Genomic DNA, 16,472 nt, shown 5'->3' with positions numbered 1-16,472 from the left:
TAACAAAAATTTCCTTTTTGGTCAGCTCAGCATAAGATTAAGCCGCTTGTGCGTCAACGAAAAAGGCTTTACTCACAACATATCCACCGGGTCAACATCGATAACCATTCTTATGCCGGCCTTGCGGAGTTCCTGTTCCGTCGTGTTCCTGAGAGCCTTTATCAATTCGTGTAAAGGTCTCACCTTCATTCCTTTAAGTAATAGCTGCCACCGGTATTGCTTTTTAATTCTGGCCAAAGGGGCGGGAACAGGCCCAAGGAGTTCTACTTCCCTTTGAAATGCCCTGTTTTTTGATTGCAGGCTCCTACAGATTTTTCCCAGGCTCTGAGCGTACCGGGCTGTTTGGCCCCCGTCCTTGCCAACTAAGAGGATCTGTACAAGGCGAGAATAAGGGGGATACCGGAGCTCTTTTCGGAAGCCTATTTCGTGTTTGTAAAAGGCCGTATAGTCCTGAGCTCTTGCTGCAATGATGCAGAAGTGTTCGGGATTGAATGTTTGCAGGATCACGCGGCCGGGGCTTTTGCCTCTTCCCGCCCGGCCTGCCACTTGTGCCAGGAGTTGAAATGTTCGCTCTCCTGCCCGGAAATCCGGAAAGTTCAAAGACAGGTCTGCGCATATGATTCCCACCAGAGTAATATTCGGATAGTGATGCCCCTTGGCCACCATTTGGGTCCCAATGAGGATATCGATGGCGCCTTGTTTTAGATCTTTCAAGATCTTTATCAGGGCCCCTTTGCGGGCCGTGGTGTCCCGGTCCATTCGGGCAACCCTGGCTTCCGGAAAGATCGTCTTGACCTTGTCCTCCACCCTTTCCGTGCCAAGGCCAAGGAGCTTGAGCTTGGGGTTTCCGCAGGCCCGGCATCCGACTGTTCGGGCGCAACTGTAGCCGCAGTAGTGGCACCTGAAGGCATTGGCCTCCTGATGGAGCGTCATGGTGACATCACAGTTCTTGCACCGCAGGGGCTCCCCGCAAGAGGCACAGGTAGGGCAGTTGGCAAAGCCGCGGCGGTTAAGAAACAGGACGACCTGTTCTCCACGGTCCAGGGTCTCGCAAATGGCTTCCTGGAGTTCTTCGGTCATAAAAGGCTTTGAGCGGCGGTATCCTTTTGTCTCGCGCATATCCACGATTTTGACTTCCGGCAGCGTCCGGTTTTCGATGCGCGTCGAGAGATTAAGGTCGCGGAATTTCTTTGTGCGCACGTTGTGATAGGACTGAAGGGAAGGTGTCGCGGATCCGAGCAGGGCCACAGCGCCTTCAAGCTTGGCACGGACTACGGCCAGGTCCCTCGCATGGTACCGCGGTCCGCCTGAGGCGGACTTGTACGAGTCGTCGTGTTCCTCATCCACGATGATCAGGCCCAGCCGGTCAAAGGGGGCAAAGATTGCCGAGCGGGCGCCGATCGCAACCTTTGCTTCCTTGCGCATGATCCGCATCCACTGGTCGAAGCGCTCGCCTTCGCTCAAGGCGCTGTGCAACAAGGCAACACAATCTCCAAAGCGGGCGCGAAAGAGGCGTTCGGTTTGGGAGATCAGTGCGATCTCCGGGACAAGCACGACCGCCTGGAGACCTCTGTCCAGGGCGCCTGCCACAGCCCGCATGTAGACCTCAGTCTTGCCGCTTCCGGTGATGCCGTGAAGGAGGTATGTCTGAAAACCCCTTCCGAGCACATCCATGACCGTGGCGACGACTTTTCCCTGCTCATCCGTGAGCACCGGGGGGCTTGGGTCTGCTTCAACGGGCTCGCCAAAGGGATCACGGTAGACACTCCGTTCCCCCACGTGGAGGAACCCTTCTTCAGCCATCTTTCTCGCCAGTCGTCCGGCCGATGAGATCTTGGATGTTAATGCCCTTAAAGATATTTCGCCCCGGCCTTCAACAATAGTGAGGATTTTCTTCCTCACTTCAGAAAGCGAGGCAGACGACGGCCTTCCCTCTACCGCAGCCACATAGATCTCCTTCTTTGGCCGGACCCTGCCGGGCTTCAGTTTGTATTGCCTGATGATCCAGCCTGATCGCTCAAGGCTGCCGAACGTCCTTGGACTAATTTTTTCATTAACGGCCTTTGACAGCGTTCGTATGCTGAGATGCCCGCGTCTCTCAAGTTCTTGGAGTATGGCGCGATCAAAGGTTGTCAGCGACTGCCCCGCGAGCACAGAACGACCTTCATTTGTAATGCTTACGGTTTGCACCTGGGTGACGTTCAGGCCGCCGGGCAGAGCCCCTCTTATTACCTCTCCGACGGGATAGAGATAGTAATCCGCTATCCAGCGAAAAAAACGGATCATGGAGGCTGGAAACAGGGGCGCGTCATCCAGGATGTCTATGATCTTCTTCACGCCTTCCCGGCCGGTTGACTCAAGGCGGTCGAGGACGTAGCCCGTGACATTACGGGTCCTGAAAGGCACTAGCACGCGCTTTCCCACCAGGCTCAAGGACCAAAGCGGTTCCGGCAGTTCATAAGTAAAGGTCCTGGAGACAGGAAGAGCTACGGCCACTTCGACGTATGGTTTTTCAAGGGCAACCAACGCTCAATTCCTTTTTTTCCTTGATTTGAGATGGGGAATTTCATATCAGAAAGAGGCGGCTTTGGCAAAAGGTTGAAAAGATGTGACAGGGAGGTTTTCAATGCAAGAATATGTTATTTGCCCTCTAGTGGTAGGGGCCAATGAGACGGATCAGGGTATCATGACCTATCTTCATGATTACGGAAAAAGGATCTGGATTCCCATCTATGTCTTTTATCTTAAGGGTGGGGAGAAGAACATCCTGGTGGACAGCGGGCTCGAGCAGTTCGTAGTGCCCGATGACTTGGGGAAGACCTATGGTTTTGATATTCTCGAATTTGAGGAGGCCCTTGCCACGGTGGAGCTTAAACCCGAAGATATCGACGTGATTATTCATACCCACCTTCATAATGATCACTGCGAAAACGACTACAAATGCCCTAATGCCAGGGTCTATGTGCAGAAGGCAGAAATGGAGTTTTTCAAGAATCCTCATCCCATTGATCACAGGTATTACCCGGATGTTCTTGACGGGGTGGATGTCGTAGAGGTGGAAGGGGATGTGAATATCCTTGAGGGGATCGACGTGATTCTTAGCCCGGGACACACGGTTGGCGGGCAATCCGTGGCCATAAACACGTCAAAAGGCAAGGCCATTATCACCGGGTTTTGCTGCAATGACAAGAATTTCCCTGACACCGGACCCGCCATTGCATCTGGCGTGCACATCAATGCCATTGAGGCTTACGACAGCGCCCAGAAGATCAAGGAGATGGCCGATATCCTCATCCCCCTTCATGATCTTTCCATAGGCCGGATGAAGAGTATCCCTTAGTCAGCAGCTCAAGTGAAAGCCGGCAACAACCTTCTTGCCCTCTTTTGTCAGTTGATTATAAGAGTTGCAGGCCCATTCGGTTTTTTCCACCAGCACCATGACGCCACGGCTTTCAAAAGCAGACTTCACCGCCCCTGATACCCGCATAGCGCCGTAAGCCCCTGTGCCGAATATGCAGATCTGAGCGTCCGCGGCCAGGAGGTCCTTTGCGTCCTTCAGCTCTACAAGGTGACCCCTTGAACGCCACCAATCCGGCACGACCTTATTGCCAATGAGCTTGACGTCGTTCCGGTACACGTTGCCGTCGATCTCGATGTACCCAAAGCGGTATGATTGGATTTTCATGGCAGGAGGATCTTGCTTAATCCGTTTGTTGTGAAAGTCGTTCTGTTCCGGCAAAGGGCAGGTTGCAACATGTCGTGTAGAAATGCCTAAGGTGCCTAAAATGAGCTAAAATGCCTAAAGCGAACTAGAATCCTAAATCCCTAAATTCGCAATTCCTAAATCTGAGACTTTTTACGATTTCATCAAATCTGGGTCTTGGAAATTGGTGAATCATGAATGTTGCCTTTAAATTTAGGAATGTTATGCATTTTTTTACATATAATACAGCCGCTCATCATAAAGATTGATCCAGTTGCTTTTCAAGGCCTTGACGGCCGCCTCGGTGTTGTCAACCTCCAGGATCAAGATGGGATCCTGGGTTTCCAGGCATGGATAAATGTGAAGAATATTGATTTCTGCAGAGCGGAGTATCATTAGAAGGGTGTTGAGTCCACCCGGGTGATCCGGGACTTGGGCGGCAATCGCATGCGATGTTGTGGGTTTGAAGCCGAGCCCTGTCAAGACTGAAAGGGCTGAATCCGGATCACTAGTGACAAATCGCAGGGTCGCTTTTTCGTTTTCAGTGCCCACCCAAAAGGCGGAAACCTTCACATCATTTTCGTAGAGATGGCCCACAATGCGAGCAAACTCGCCCGGCCTGTTCTCGACTTTAATGACAACTTCTTTTATGGTCATAATTATGATTGCTCCTCAACAAATGCTGCGCCTTCCTTTATCGCAAGGGTGTTCATCTCGTGGACCTTTGCCCCTTTTGTTGCGAAGATCTCTTCAATGCTCTTGATCACTGAGTCGAGAGAAACCAGACCGGTCTTCTGGACCAGGGCGCCGATCATCACCATATTGGCGCCGCGGGCATTGCCTAACCTCTCGGCAATGGTGTTAACCGGTATGGCTACCACTTTCACGTCGCCACGCTTTGGCCTGAGTTCCACCATGTCACTGTTCAAGAAGACCGTACCACCTGTTATGACCTTTCCTTCAAATCTCATCAGAGAGGGTGTGTTCATCAGTACGGCAAAATTCGGAAAAGATGCAACCGGGGAGGCAATGGGATCATCGCTTACGGTGATGGTGCAGTTGGCCGTTCCGCCACGGACTTCTGCCCCGTAAGACGGGAGATAGGTTACATGCTTGTCTTCTTGCATCCCGGCCGTGGCCAGAACATATCCCATCATCAGGACCCCTTGTCCTCCAAAGCCGGAAAATATGGTCTTGTTTATACTCATTGTGTACGAGAGTCCCTCACGGTTTTTCAGAACAAGCTCTTCCTTTTTGCATACGAAACATAGCTTGGATACAAAGAGTTATGTCATATCGTCTATCTCTTGTCCATGTTGCGGCGATAAGCCCCTTCATCTGCTCCACTGTGCGTCCCGGTCGTATCCTTGATTACCATGAGGGGATAGTGTTTTACAACTTCTTCCTCAATTCGTTTGCATGAGTCCACAGGCGAGAGCTTCCAGTTAGTGGGACATGCTGAGAGTATCTCAACCATGGAAAAGCCAAGATTATCCATTTGCGCCTTAAACGCCTTTTTGATGGCCTTCTTTGTCTTGATTATGTTTTTTGGCGATGTGACCGCAGTCCTTTCAATGTAGACACTGCCACCAGCCACAGCCAGCATCTGGCTCAGGTCCACGGGGAATCCGTCTCTGAGCTGTATCCTCCCTCCTGGTGTCGTGGTGGTGATTTGCCCCAGGAGGGTGGTCGGGGCCATCTGCCCGCCTGTCATGCCGTAGCAGCCATTGTTTACAAAAATAACGGTCAGACGTTCTCCCCTGTTGGCCGCATGCACTGTTTCAGCGGTGCCGATGGCGGCAATATCGCCATCTCCCTGATAAGTGAACACTACGAGATCGGGCCGGCAACGTTTGATTCCCGTGGCCACGGCAACAGCCCGGCCGTGCGGGGCCTCTCCCATGTCAACGTCAAGATAATTATATGCCAGCACGGCACATCCAGCCGGTGGAACCCCCACGGTCTTGCCGCGAATCCCGAGTTCGTCAATCACCTCAGCCACGAGCCGGTGGATAACGCTGTGGCCGCAACCCGGACAGTAGTGAAAGATGTTATCCTTTAACGCATCCGGTCTTTTGAATACCTGCTTTATCATGCCGCAACCGTTTCACCCAACTGAGTTATTAGTCATTGTGTTTTCAAATTCGTGGCAAATATTCGGCGAATTCCTTAACAGAGCTCATGCCTATACACAAGCCTGGTTATTGCATCTGCGATCTCGTGGGGGGTGGATATGATTCCCCCTGGCCTGCCGTGAAAATGAACAGTGGCCTTCTCTCCGACACTGAGCCTCACGTCTTCAACCATCTGACCGGAGTTCATTTCAAACACCAGGATATGCTTAACCGAACGGGTCAATGCCTTGAGCTCCTTTTCAGGAAATGGCCAGAGTGTGATGGGTCGAAAAAGGCCTGCCTTCAAACCCTTTTTACGCACGCGGTTGACAGCCCCTTTTGCAATGCGGGCGGCCGTGCCAAAGGCCACAACGGCCACGAGAGCATCGTCAAGAAGATATGATTCATGCTTTGTTTCACGTTCGCAAATGGCCGCATATTTCCTGGCAAGTTTCCAGTTGTGTTGTTCCATCCTGAACGGGTCCAGGCGCAACGAGCAAATCAGGTGGCTGTCCCGCTCCATGGCGCCGTCAAGGGTCCACTCCTTTTTGGGAAGGGCGGACGGGTCGATGGGCTCGGGAAATGTTACCGGCTCCATCATCTGGCCCATGAGACCATCGCCCAGCAGGATAACGGGCGTTCGATAAGTGTCGGCCAGATCAAAGGCTTTCATAGTCAGGGTGACCAGCTCCTGCCCCGAATGAGGGGCAAGGACGATGGTTCGATAATCTCCATGCCCGCCCCCTCTTGTGGCTTGAAAATAGTCCTGCTGGGATGGGGCGATATTTCCGAGCCCCGGCCCTCCCCGCATGACGTTGGCCACGACGGCCGGAAGCTCCATGCCTGCCATGTACGAGATGCCTTCCTGTTTCAGGCTGATCCCCGGACTGGAAGACGATGTCATTGTCCGCACCCCGGTCATGCTTGCTCCCATCACCATGTTGATTGCCGCCAGTTCGCTTTCCGCCTGAATGAAGGTGGCGCCTTCCAGTTTGGCAAAACGGCCGGAAAGGTATTCAGGCAGCTCATTCTGTGGCGTGATGGGATAGCCCGCATAGAAACGGCACCCGGCCAGGGTTGCCGCCTCTGCAATCACATGGCTGCCACGCATTAGTCTCTTTTTACCCACGGAACACCTCAATGGCGACATCAGGGCATACTATGGCACACAGGGCACACCCGGTACACTTGCGATTTTTGCTGTTTTCGTTTTCCGTGTACTCAGCGGGGCGATAGCCCTTGATGTTAAGCTTTTCGCTCATAATGATGGTCCCTTTGGGGCACGCCTCAATACATAGCCCACACCCCTTGCACAGGTCCCGATTGATTCTTATGAAGCCCTTCTTCTTCAAAAGCAAATCCCCAGTCAGTCTTTTGTGTCAAAAAATTCTATTTATCCCTGGCTTTTTCCTTTGTCAAGAAAATTTGTGGAGTTGTTTTGACGTGACGCTTCATTACTGGCACAGATCTTGCCCTCTTTTTAACCTTATGGAAACGAGACAAGACGTAACTATACTTGTTGTTGACGACGAGCCGGTGAGCCTCAAATTGCTGGAAATCGCCCTCCGTGGGGAGGGCTACCGGGTCATCACGGCTAGTGACGGCCCCCAGGGCCGGGAACTTGCCCTTGAAATTCAGCCTGATCTTATCATGCTTGACGTCATGATGCCCGGAGAAGACGGATTTGAAGTCATCGCACAGCTCAAGAAGAACGATGGAAGCGCATCGATTCCGGTCATTTTTCTGACAGGAAGAGATGAGATAGAAAGCAAGCTTAAGGGTTTTGATCTGGGAGCCGTTGATTACATAACTAAGCCGTTTCACGGCCAGGAAATGCTTGCCAGGGTGCGACTCCACTTAAAGCTGTCTCTTGCCACCAACTCTCTGATTGCAAGTCAGGCAGAAAAACTAAGGCAGATCCAGGATGCCCAAGCCTCCATGCTGGTGGTGCCGGAAGACCTTCCGGAGGCCTGTTTTGGCGTTTATTATCTGCCCTTGCTGGAGGCCGGGGGGGACTTCTATGATGTCATGCCGATTTCAGATGAGATATTCGCATATTTTGTGGCAGATGTTTCAGGGCACGATATAGCCACGAGTTACATCACCGCCGCCGTAAAGGGCCTCTTGAGACAAAACTGCACGCCCATATACAAACCGGTAGAGAGCATGGTGATGATAAACAAAGTGCTGGTGGAAATACTATCCGACGGCAAGTACCTGACGGCATGTTACGGCAAGTTGAACCGGAAGGTGAAGCTGATGTCGATTGTAAACGCAGGGCATCTACCCGTTGTTTATCTTCCGAAAGACGCAGAGCCAAGATTTATAGAAATGGACGGCGACGTTCTGGGCGCTTTCACGAACGTTTTTTATGGAAAGCAGGATATCGAGGTCAGTGACGGTGACAGGTTTTTCTTCTACACGGACGGTCTCATTGAGAGGCCCGGGGAAAAGAAAGTGTGGTCCGGAGCCCTGCCGGAATTGCTGGAAAGATGCGTCGCCGTGAAGGACGTTCCCATCGACGAATCCGCTGAAAGACTGGTCAGCCTGATGCTGGGGAACACAGACAAGCCTGAGGACGACGTGGTGTTGCTGGGGGTTGAGGTGTAACTTCAGGTTGGCCGGTTGGCCCGTTGTGCCCGTCAGCCGGTTGAGCAGTCGCGAGTTGTGAGTTGTGAGGTGGGAATGTGGGAAAGTGAAAGAGTGAGCAGCTGGGAAAGTGGGCAGGTCTGTAACTTGCCCGTCCGGCAGGCGGGTCTGCGTAATCAGTGTAATCCATATAATCTGCGTTTCAGAAAGTGAGAAAACTGCTTACGGCCCACTCCCTACTGCCTACCGGCTCAACGGGCCAACGGATTAACAAATGACTTTCAACACTTCTCGTAATCCGGACGGAATCGAGTTCCGCTTTTCCGCGACGCTGGAAAATATTGATAGGGTAGCCGAGGAGATGAAAAGGTTCGTCCGTAGAATGGATGTTGAAGAACACACTTTTGACGTTTTTCTGGTCATGAGGGAGGCGCTGGTCAACGCGGTAATTCACGGAAGCGGCGGTGATGGCCGAAAAATCGTTTCCTGCGCGCTGCGACTGGAGGACGGCAGCCTCATTATGGAAATCGAAGATGAAGGAGAGGGTTTCGACTGGCGAGGATGCCTGGCAGAAAGCCCTGATCCGAACTCTGATTGCGGCCGGGGACTGGGTATCATGAAAGAGTACTGTGCGGATGTGAAATTCAACGACAAAGGGAACAGACTCGTTATGAGGAAAAGATTGCTCCCTAGGGTCGCGCATTGTCAAGAAATGAGTGTCTGCCGTCAATAAAATGACAGGCTTGCGCTACGTGCCTACAGCATGCCCCGGTTGCCATTTTTGTTATGATTTCCCACACGCCGTTTTTCGGTGATAACAACCTAAAAAGACAGGTAAAAAACAATGTTCAAACGGTCTTACTAGCTTATTGGCATATATATTGCCGTACAATGACTAATCGAACGAACGAAGAAGTTGTATCCCGGCTGAGTCAGGTAACTCGTTTCGCTCGCAACCTGACAATACGAGCCAAAAACTAAGAATGGGAGGGATCAATGGCAAAAGCTAAAAAAAAGACTCAACAGGAGGTCGTTAAACCAGAAGAAGACATCGTCGCCTCAATGGCAGAGGGGTTCAGAGACAAACTGCTCAAAATCGTTCACGGTGGTGTCAAAGAACTGGTCATAGACCTTATGGGTGTTGAGATGGTCGACTCAGTAGGCATTGGCCTGCTTGTGGCCACCCATAATTCCGTGAGCAAGGCAGGCGGAAAGATGTCGGTCACCAATGTCTCAGAAGATATCTACAAGCTTTTCAAAACCATGCGGCTGGATCAGCATTTTGAAGTGAGCCCGGTGGCTGGGTAACGGGAAAAGGTCAATGAGTATCGTGGCCGTGGGGCGTGTCCGTGTCCGCGTTATTGCTGGGCGACAAGAAATGCCTTGTCTAAAATTACAGCTTGAAACGGGCGAACCGGCTATATGCTGCAGCGGCGGGGCTAGATCAATGACAAGTGACAAACGACAAGTAATTCAGGAGGAAAATCATGACGATTGAAATGGACGAAACCATGCAGATGTATATGGAAGAGTCTCAGGAACATCTTGCGGACATTGAGAATGACCTCTTGGCTATTGAAGAGAGCGGGGCTGACATAGACGAGGATCTGGTCAACAAGGTCTTCCGCGCCGCCCATTCCATCAAAGGAGGGGCAGGCTTCATGGGCCTGACTAATATCAAGGAGCTTTCCCACAAGATGGAAAATGTCCTTGGCATGATCCGCAGCCGGGAGATGGTTCCAAATCCGGAGATAGTCAACATCCTCCTGCTCGCCTCTGATGCCCTGAGAAATCTCATATCCAATGTCACCACAAGCAATGACATAGATGTAACAGAGCACATTGAAGCGCTGATAAGTCTGGCCGAAGGCTCTCTGCCTGATGAGAGTAAAGAGAGTATTTCCAAAATGCTCGATATCTCTTTTCCTGGCGGAAAGACCGTTTTTTCTGTGGCCGAATACGACATTTCCAATGCCAGGGAAGGGGGAAAATTTATCTACCTGGTGGACTGCGACCTGATTCATGATGTGCACAACAAGGGCAAAAACCCCCTGGAGGTCTTAAAGGACGTGGAGAAATCCGGCATTATCCTGGAAAGCAAGGTCGATATAGAAGGCGTTGGCTCCCTTGAGGGTGGAGAACTGTCGAATCGTCTTCCCTTCCTCATCCTGTTTGCCACCATACTGGATCCGACCGTGGTCAATGCCCTCTTTGAGATCGAGGGAGACCACATCTATGAACTTGGTGAAGACCTGACCACACGGCTCATCGATCAGGCATCTCCTCAGGAAGAGGTTGTTCATAAAGAGGCCGAGGTTGAGGCAGTAGAGAAAGCTGGCGCCAGGATAGAACCTGAAACAGAGGCTGAAATGCCTGAAGAAGATGAATTGCAACGCGCGGCAGAAGAGATTTCTCCAAAAGAAGCTGAGATCAAGCCGATTGAGCAGACAGTAGGAACCGCCTCAACCGGCCAACGGGCCGATCCCTCTAAAGCGGGACCAACCGTCACCGATACCAGCCTCAGGGTTCACGTAAGTCTGCTGGACTCTCTCATGAATCTTGCCGGAGAGCTCGTCCTGGGCAGAAACCAGCTCCTTCAGGCCATTGAGTCAAAGGACTTTCGCACGATTCAACTGGGGGGCCAGCGCCTGGATCTCATTACCTCTGAACTCCAGGAAGCCATCATGCTGACTCGGATGCAGCCCATAGGAAACGTATTCAGTAAATTTCAGCGCGTGGTGAGAGACCTGGCCAGAAATCTGGGCAAGCAAGTGGAACTGGTCATTGACGGATCAGAGGTCGAACTGGATAAAACCATCATTGAGGCAATCAGTGATCCACTTACGCACCTGGTCCGAAATTCGGCCGATCACGGCATAGACATCCCTGATGAGAGGCTTAAAGCCGGCAAAGAGGCAACAGGGACAATCCACTTGAAAGCCTTTCATGAGGCGGGGCAAGTAAATATTGAGATAATCGATGATGGAAAGGGCCTGGACGGCAATATGCTGGCCGCCACGGCCATGGCCAAAGGCTTGATCACAGAAGATCAGGCAAGAACCATGTCTGACAAAGAAAAGGTGAACCTGATATTTCTTCCCGGGTTTTCCACGGCCAAGGAGGTCACGGACGTCTCCGGCCGGGGCGTTGGGATGGATGTAGTCAAGACGAACCTGGACAAGTTGGGCGGCGTGGTGGACATAGAGTCCGAACTGGGCAAGGGCACAAGGGTCCGTATAAAGCTTCCCCTGACACTGGCAATTATTCCGAGTCAGATAATTACCACAGGAGGAGACCACTATGCAATCCCACAGGTGAACATGGATGAACTGCTTCGGATTCCGGCAGGTCAAATCAAGGAACGTATAGAGAAAGTAGGAGATGCAGCAGTCGTAAGGTTGCGCGGGCAATTGCTCCCCCTAATCAGTCTGAATGATGTTCTGGGAATAGAACAGACGTATATCGATCCGGAAGCCGGAGAAAAAAAGCCGGAGAGACGAGAACGCATAGCTGACAGGAGATCAAAGGAGAGTCCGATTGAGGCTGAAAGCTCAAAGCCAGAGGCTGAAGGCTCAAGGCTAAAGGCTGAAGGCCGACAACTGACAACTGAAAATGATCGGCGAGAGAAACGTGACAGGCGCTTTCATGCGGACAGCGCTGTAAATATTGTCGTGGTTACTACCGGAGCCTTAAAGTACGGGCTTGTTGTTGACAAGTTGCACGACTCTGAAGAGATCGTGGTGAAACCCCTGGGTCGTCACTTCAAGCGCTGCAAGGGATATGCAGGCGCCACCATTATGGGTGACGGTCGTGTGGCCCTGATACTCGATGTGGGCAATCTTGCCCACATGGCGGGCCTGACTTCCCTGGAAGGCACTGACAGGGCCGCTGAAGTGGCCAAGGAAACCGCTGAAGCCGTCACGGCCAAGAAAGACATGCAGTCCCTGCTGGTGTTCAGGAGCGCTGAGGACGAACAATTCGCCGTCACTCTGAGCCAGGTGGAGCGCATTGAAAAGGTCAAGGCAAAAGATGTGGAAGAAGTGGGTGGAAAAAGGGTGATGAAATACCGTGGCGGAAGTCTTCCTTTGATCAGCATTGATCAGGTGGCTCAAGTTAAGCCTCTGGCGGAAAAAGAAGATCTGCTTGTCATCGTTGTCGTGATCGCGGGGAAAGAAATTGGTCTCCTGGCCATAGGCCCAGTAGACGCAATGGATGTAACAATCGAAGTCGACGGCGCCACCCTGAAACAACCGGGCATCATGGGTTCTGCCGTTATCGGTGAACACACCACGCAAATGATAGACATGTACGGCCTAGTCGAGGCCTTAAACCCGGATTGGTTTACTGAGCAAGACGCTGTTCAGACATCAGACGGCGGGGCTCTCACCGTCCTGATTGCCGAAGATTCCAACTTTTTCCGCAACCAGGTCAAGGGTTTTATTGAAGACAGTGGTTACAATGTCATTGATGCAGAGGACGGGATTGTCGCCTGGGATCTTCTTGAGGAACATGCGGACGAGATCTCTCTCGTAGTCACTGACATAGAAATGCCAAACATGAATGGTTTTGAGCTAACCAAGAAAATAAAAGGAGATGAGCGCTTCTCCCATTTGCAGGTTATAGCCCTTACCACTCTGGCAGGTAAAGGAGATATAGCAAAAGGAAAAGAAGTCGGCATTGATGATTATCAGATCAAGCTGGACAGGGAGAACTTGATGGAGAGTATTCAGAACAGGTTGAGTCATTAGTCATTGCTCACTCGTCATTGCTCAATTGGTGAGCGGTTGCCGGGTTATCTACCGATAAATGCCTTGTATACTAGAATGCCTAAAATAGTAAGTTCAAACGGGCAACGGAGTAACCGGCGGACGGGCTAAACCGGCTCAACCAACGAAACGGAGGTACGAATCTATGGAACAATCAGCAGAAAGCAAGACGAATGAAGGTGTTGTGGAACTTGCAACCTTTTATGTGGGAGATGCGCTGTGTGGCATGGACATAGTCAACGTTCAGGAGATCAACAAACACACGGAGATGACGAAAGTGCCGCAATCGCCGGAATGCGTCATGGGTATCCTGAACCTGCGAGGCCAGATCGTGACCATCATTGACCTTGGGAAAAAAATCGGCCTTTCTTCAACTGACCTGAGCGCTGATTGCCGGAACATTATTGTGAATTCAGGGGGTGAGTACATTGGCCTGCTGGTGCCGCGACTAAGCGACGTGGTGCAGGCCGACTGGCAAAAGGTGGAACAGCCTCCGGCCAACATAGGCGGTGTTCAGGGAAAGTTCTTTAAGGGGGTATACAAGACCGAGAACAGCCTGATCGGTATCCTTGACGTGGAGGAGGTGCTCAAGGAGGAGGCTTAGCGACTAATGACAAATGACAAACTTCTCAGAGTACTCGTAGTTGACGACACCGTAGTGTACCGCAAGGTCGTAAGCGATGTGCTGGCTGAATTGCCTGATGTGCAGGTAGTGGGCGTGGCCCACAACGGCAAGATAGCCGTGGCAAAGATTGCTTTGTTGAAACCAGATCTTCTGACTCTTGATATAGAAATGCCGGAAATGAATGGCCTTGAAGTCCTGGCCCATATGAAGAAAGAGGCGCCCGATGTGGGCGCCATCATGCTCAGCACGCTCACCCAGCAGGGCGGAGAGATGACTATGAAGGCGCTTGAACTCGGGGCCTTTGACTTCATCCCCAAGCCGGAAACCAGCAGCATGAAAGAGAGCAAGGAAGCGGTAAAGAACGCGATTGATCCCATGCTGAGAGCATTTGCCCGTCGCAGAGAGATAAAGAGCATACTGGGAGACAGGCCTCACCTTGCAGGAACCGGGGGAGAAAAGAAACGAGCATCAGGGTCCACTGGCGTGGCTCAAGCCTTGAAGGCAATTGCGGGTCAGAGGCGAGGAAAGTCTGAGATTGTGTCAATCGGCATTTCCACGGGCGGTCCAAATGCTCTAGCGCAAATGTTTCCAAAACTTCCCGGCGACCTGAACGTGCCGTTTTTGATCGTCCAACATATGCCAGCTGTCTTTACACAGTTTCTAGCCAAGAGTCTTAACTCCAAGTGCTCTATAGAGATCAGGGAGGCGAGTGACGGAGAGCCGATTCAGCCCAATACAGCTCTCATTGCTCCTGGCGGCAAACAGATGAAGGTCATGGCTGGAGCAGATGGAAAGACCAGAATTATCAGAATAACCGATGATCCTCCTGAGAACAGTTGCAAGCCGTCTGTGGATTATCTTTTCAGGTCAGTGGCTCATCACTACGTGGGAAGAGCTACAGGAGTGATTATGACCGGGATGGGCTCAGATGGCACGCTTGGTCTCAAACTGATGAAACGAAACGGCGCCACCGTCATCGCGCAAGATGAAGCTTCCTGCGTTGTTTACGGAATGCCCAAGGAGGCAATTGATGCCGGAGTTGTGGATCTAGTTGCTCCACTTGACAGGATTGCAGGGGAGATTGTCAAGACGATTAGGCATTAGTCTTGTTGAGGAAACCAATGCAAAAAACAACTCCAGATGAAATGAAGACTATTGCCAAGTACGTGAAGGACGTGTCCGGGATTCATCTCGATCAGAGCAAGGCGTATCTGATTGAGACAAGGCTCGGGCCTGTTGCTGAAGAAGTGGGCTGTTCCTCATATGCTGAACTGCATCAAAAAGCCATATTGGACGCTACAAAATCTATTAAAGAGAAGATCATTGAGGCCATATCTACCAATGAGACCCAGTTTTTTCGCGATAGCAGACCCTTTGAACTACTTCAACACAAAATCCTGCCGGAACTCATTGACATGCGAAGCGCCAAATCTTCCTCTCTCTTGCCCACATCTATCCGCATCTGGAGCGCGGCATGCTCGACTGGACAGGAGGTTTACAGTATTGCTATTGTGCTGAAAGAACTCTTGTCTGATCTGAAGAAATACAACATCAAATTGCTCGGCACGGATATATCCGATGCAGCCGTGGCCCGGGCCAGTTACGGTGCATACAATAAGTTTGAGATAGAAAGGGGACTGGCACGAGACAAACTGGAGAAGTATTTCACTCCCAATGGGAATACCTGGAAGATTAAGGATGATATGCGAGCCATGGCCAATTTCAAAAAGCTTAATCTAATGCTCCCTTTTGCCGCGCTTGGAAAATTTGATGTCATATTCTGCAGAAATGTGGGCATATACTTCGGCCTGGAAGACCGGAAGAAGTTTTTTGACAGAATAGCCGACATGCTTGATTCGGGGGGGTCTTTGATTATCGGATCTACTGAATCCCTGACCGGCATCTCCAAAAGGTTTGAACCAAAGAGGCATTTGAGGTCAATTTTTTATCAGGTAAAGGAGTGACGGCGTCATGGAAAACTTGAAGATACTCGTGGTGGAGGATGATCCGGGGACGCTTCTGGTGTTGCAGAAGATGCTGAATAAGGCCGGGCACGAGGTCATGACCGTGGAGGATGGTCATCAGGCGGTTGACATCGTTTCTGACCGCTTTTTTGATCTGGTTATTACCGATCTGAGCATGCCAGGAGATGTGGACGGCATTGGCGTTCTGGAAGAGGTTAAGGGGAAATACAATCAGACAGAAGTCATTGTCATGACAGCCTATGCCACGGTAGAGACTGCGGTTGAAGCCATGAAAAAGGGGGCAGGCGATTATCTTAAGAAGCCAGTAAATTTTGAAGAGCTGACGCTCCGGCTGGAAAGGCTCAGCACGCTTAAGTCCGCGATAAAAGATGCCTCCAACTTGCGCGAAGCCATGGACGTGACAGAAAAGACTGCCGGTCAGACCATACAGGACCTGGAGATGATGGTTGCTGATCTGCAGCGCATGTGTTCAGAGGTCAAAAAGACACTGGCCGATCAGAGCGTGGATACCCAGCAGCGTGTCACGATGTCTCTGGAGATGTTGTCTCCCAACATTTGAGCAGGTATTGTCAGGTAGCTCCTGCTGGTCCGCCTGCGGGCCTTAGCCTTCGGGCTCTCCGCCATAGGCTTCGGCCCGCAGGCGGACGGAGAGCTCGTAGCCAAGGCTACTTCCCGGCCTTCGTAGCCGTT

The 16,472-nt window shown here is 51.5% G+C and carries 16 protein-coding genes; 9 read left to right on the top strand and 7 right to left on the bottom strand.

All coding sequences use genetic code 11. The features are described 5' to 3' along the window. Nucleotides 1–72: 72 nt before the first annotated feature. Nucleotides 73–2,526, bottom strand: coding sequence for a primosomal protein N' (gene priA, locus JW883_08265; GenBank protein MBN1842258.1), 2,454 nt, complete (start codon nucleotides 2,524–2,526; stop codon nucleotides 73–75). Nucleotides 2,527–2,626: 100 nt separating this feature from the next. On the opposite strand from priA, the gene JW883_08260 reads away from it, so the two are divergent. After that, entirely contained in the window at nucleotides 2,627–3,340 is a 714-nt protein-coding gene (locus JW883_08260; GenBank protein MBN1842257.1) for an N-acyl homoserine lactonase family protein, read from the top strand. On the opposite strand, the gene JW883_08255 is transcribed toward JW883_08260, so the two are convergent. The 6 genes from JW883_08255 to JW883_08230 form a co-directional block, all read right to left on the bottom strand. Then, nucleotides 3,341–3,685, bottom strand: a complete 345-nt coding sequence (locus JW883_08255; protein MBN1842256.1) for a hypothetical protein — start codon at nucleotides 3,683–3,685, stop codon at nucleotides 3,341–3,343. Nucleotides 3,686–3,937: 252 nt separating this feature from the next. Further along, nucleotides 3,938–4,360, bottom strand: coding sequence for a hypothetical protein (locus tag JW883_08250; GenBank protein MBN1842255.1), 423 nt, complete (start codon nucleotides 4,358–4,360; stop codon nucleotides 3,938–3,940). A gap of 2 nt (nucleotides 4,361–4,362) precedes the next feature. Continuing rightward, the gene (locus tag JW883_08245) at nucleotides 4,363–4,911 is read right to left on the bottom strand and encodes a 2-oxoacid:acceptor oxidoreductase family protein (protein ID MBN1842254.1); all 549 of its coding nucleotides are present in this window, start codon (nucleotides 4,909–4,911) and stop codon (nucleotides 4,363–4,365) included. A 92-nt stretch (nucleotides 4,912–5,003) separates the two neighbouring features. Beyond that, nucleotides 5,004–5,795 carry a 2-oxoglutarate oxidoreductase gene (locus JW883_08240; GenBank protein MBN1842253.1) on the bottom strand — a complete coding sequence of 264 codons (792 nt, stop codon included), beginning with the start codon at nucleotides 5,793–5,795 and terminating at the stop codon, nucleotides 5,004–5,006. 77 nt (nucleotides 5,796–5,872) lie between these two features. After that, nucleotides 5,873–6,946, bottom strand: a complete 1,074-nt coding sequence (locus tag JW883_08235) for a 3-methyl-2-oxobutanoate dehydrogenase subunit VorB (protein MBN1842252.1) — start codon at nucleotides 6,944–6,946, stop codon at nucleotides 5,873–5,875. Further along, nucleotides 6,939–7,169: a 4Fe-4S binding protein gene (locus JW883_08230; GenBank protein ID MBN1842251.1), complete on the bottom strand. Its 231-nt coding sequence runs from the start codon at nucleotides 7,167–7,169 to the stop codon at nucleotides 6,939–6,941. The genes JW883_08235 and JW883_08230 overlap by 8 nt, the downstream gene beginning before the upstream one ends. Nucleotides 7,170–7,305: 136 nt before the next feature. Here JW883_08230 and JW883_08225 point away from each other — a divergent pair, with 136 nt between their 5' ends. The 8 genes from JW883_08225 (at nucleotide 7,306) to JW883_08190 (ending at nucleotide 16,341) form a co-directional block, all read left to right on the top strand. Then, nucleotides 7,306–8,427, top strand: coding sequence for a response regulator (locus JW883_08225; GenBank protein MBN1842250.1), 1,122 nt, complete (start codon nucleotides 7,306–7,308; stop codon nucleotides 8,425–8,427). Between the two features lie 253 nt (nucleotides 8,428–8,680). Then, complete coding sequence (locus JW883_08220) at nucleotides 8,681–9,139, top strand: ATP-binding protein (GenBank protein ID MBN1842249.1); 459 nt, start codon at nucleotides 8,681–8,683, stop codon at nucleotides 9,137–9,139. 263 nt (nucleotides 9,140–9,402) lie between these two features. Then, a complete protein-coding gene (locus JW883_08215; protein ID MBN1842248.1) occupies nucleotides 9,403–9,714 on the top strand; it encodes an STAS domain-containing protein in 312 nt (103 codons plus the stop codon). A gap of 179 nt (nucleotides 9,715–9,893) precedes the next feature. Next, nucleotides 9,894–13,154: a chemotaxis protein CheW gene (locus JW883_08210; protein MBN1842247.1), complete on the top strand. Its 3,261-nt coding sequence runs from the start codon at nucleotides 9,894–9,896 to the stop codon at nucleotides 13,152–13,154. A 163-nt stretch (nucleotides 13,155–13,317) separates the two neighbouring features. Then, nucleotides 13,318–13,776, top strand: coding sequence for a purine-binding chemotaxis protein CheW (locus tag JW883_08205; protein MBN1842246.1), 459 nt, complete (start codon nucleotides 13,318–13,320; stop codon nucleotides 13,774–13,776). Nucleotides 13,777–13,782: 6 nt separating this feature from the next. Beyond that, nucleotides 13,783–14,901, top strand: coding sequence for a chemotaxis response regulator protein-glutamate methylesterase (locus JW883_08200; GenBank protein ID MBN1842245.1), 1,119 nt, complete (start codon nucleotides 13,783–13,785; stop codon nucleotides 14,899–14,901). 17 nt (nucleotides 14,902–14,918) lie between these two features. After that, on the top strand, nucleotides 14,919–15,761 hold the full coding sequence (locus JW883_08195) for a protein-glutamate O-methyltransferase CheR (protein MBN1842244.1): 843 nt from the start codon (nucleotides 14,919–14,921) through the stop codon (nucleotides 15,759–15,761). Between the two features lie 7 nt (nucleotides 15,762–15,768). Continuing rightward, complete coding sequence (locus tag JW883_08190; GenBank protein ID MBN1842243.1) at nucleotides 15,769–16,341, top strand: response regulator; 573 nt, start codon at nucleotides 15,769–15,771, stop codon at nucleotides 16,339–16,341. Nucleotides 16,342–16,472 lie beyond the last annotated feature (131 nt).

It is taken from the genome of Deltaproteobacteria bacterium (assembly GCA_016930875.1).
Lineage (GTDB): Bacteria > Desulfobacterota > Desulfobacteria > Desulfobacterales.
Note: the sequence above shows the minus strand (reverse complement) of the source record. Positions and strands in the feature narration are given on the sequence as shown.

What these genes read in the sequence shown, in the direction of transcription:
- JW883_08255 (MBN1842256.1), bottom strand. Translation starts at nt 3,685, where the DNA reads ATGAAAATCCAATCATACCGCTTTGGGTACATCGAGATCGACGGCAAC.
- JW883_08225 (MBN1842250.1), top strand. Translation starts at nt 7,306, where the DNA reads ATGGAAACGAGACAAGACGTAACTATACTTGTTGTTGACGACGAGCCG.
- JW883_08260 (MBN1842257.1), top strand. Translation starts at nt 2,627, where the DNA reads ATGCAAGAATATGTTATTTGCCCTCTAGTGGTAGGGGCCAATGAGACG.
- JW883_08210 (MBN1842247.1), top strand. Translation starts at nt 9,894, where the DNA reads ATGACGATTGAAATGGACGAAACCATGCAGATGTATATGGAAGAGTCT.
- JW883_08190 (MBN1842243.1), top strand. Translation starts at nt 15,769, where the DNA reads ATGGAAAACTTGAAGATACTCGTGGTGGAGGATGATCCGGGGACGCTT.
- JW883_08215 (MBN1842248.1), top strand. Translation starts at nt 9,403, where the DNA reads ATGGCAAAAGCTAAAAAAAAGACTCAACAGGAGGTCGTTAAACCAGAA.
- JW883_08245 (MBN1842254.1), bottom strand. Translation starts at nt 4,911, where the DNA reads ATGAGTATAAACAAGACCATATTTTCCGGCTTTGGAGGACAAGGGGTC.
- JW883_08200 (MBN1842245.1), top strand. Translation starts at nt 13,783, where the DNA reads ATGACAAATGACAAACTTCTCAGAGTACTCGTAGTTGACGACACCGTA.
- JW883_08250 (MBN1842255.1), bottom strand. Translation starts at nt 4,360, where the DNA reads ATGACCATAAAAGAAGTTGTCATTAAAGTCGAGAACAGGCCGGGCGAG.
- JW883_08195 (MBN1842244.1), top strand. Translation starts at nt 14,919, where the DNA reads ATGCAAAAAACAACTCCAGATGAAATGAAGACTATTGCCAAGTACGTG.
- JW883_08205 (MBN1842246.1), top strand. Translation starts at nt 13,318, where the DNA reads ATGGAACAATCAGCAGAAAGCAAGACGAATGAAGGTGTTGTGGAACTT.
- JW883_08220 (MBN1842249.1), top strand. Translation starts at nt 8,681, where the DNA reads ATGACTTTCAACACTTCTCGTAATCCGGACGGAATCGAGTTCCGCTTT.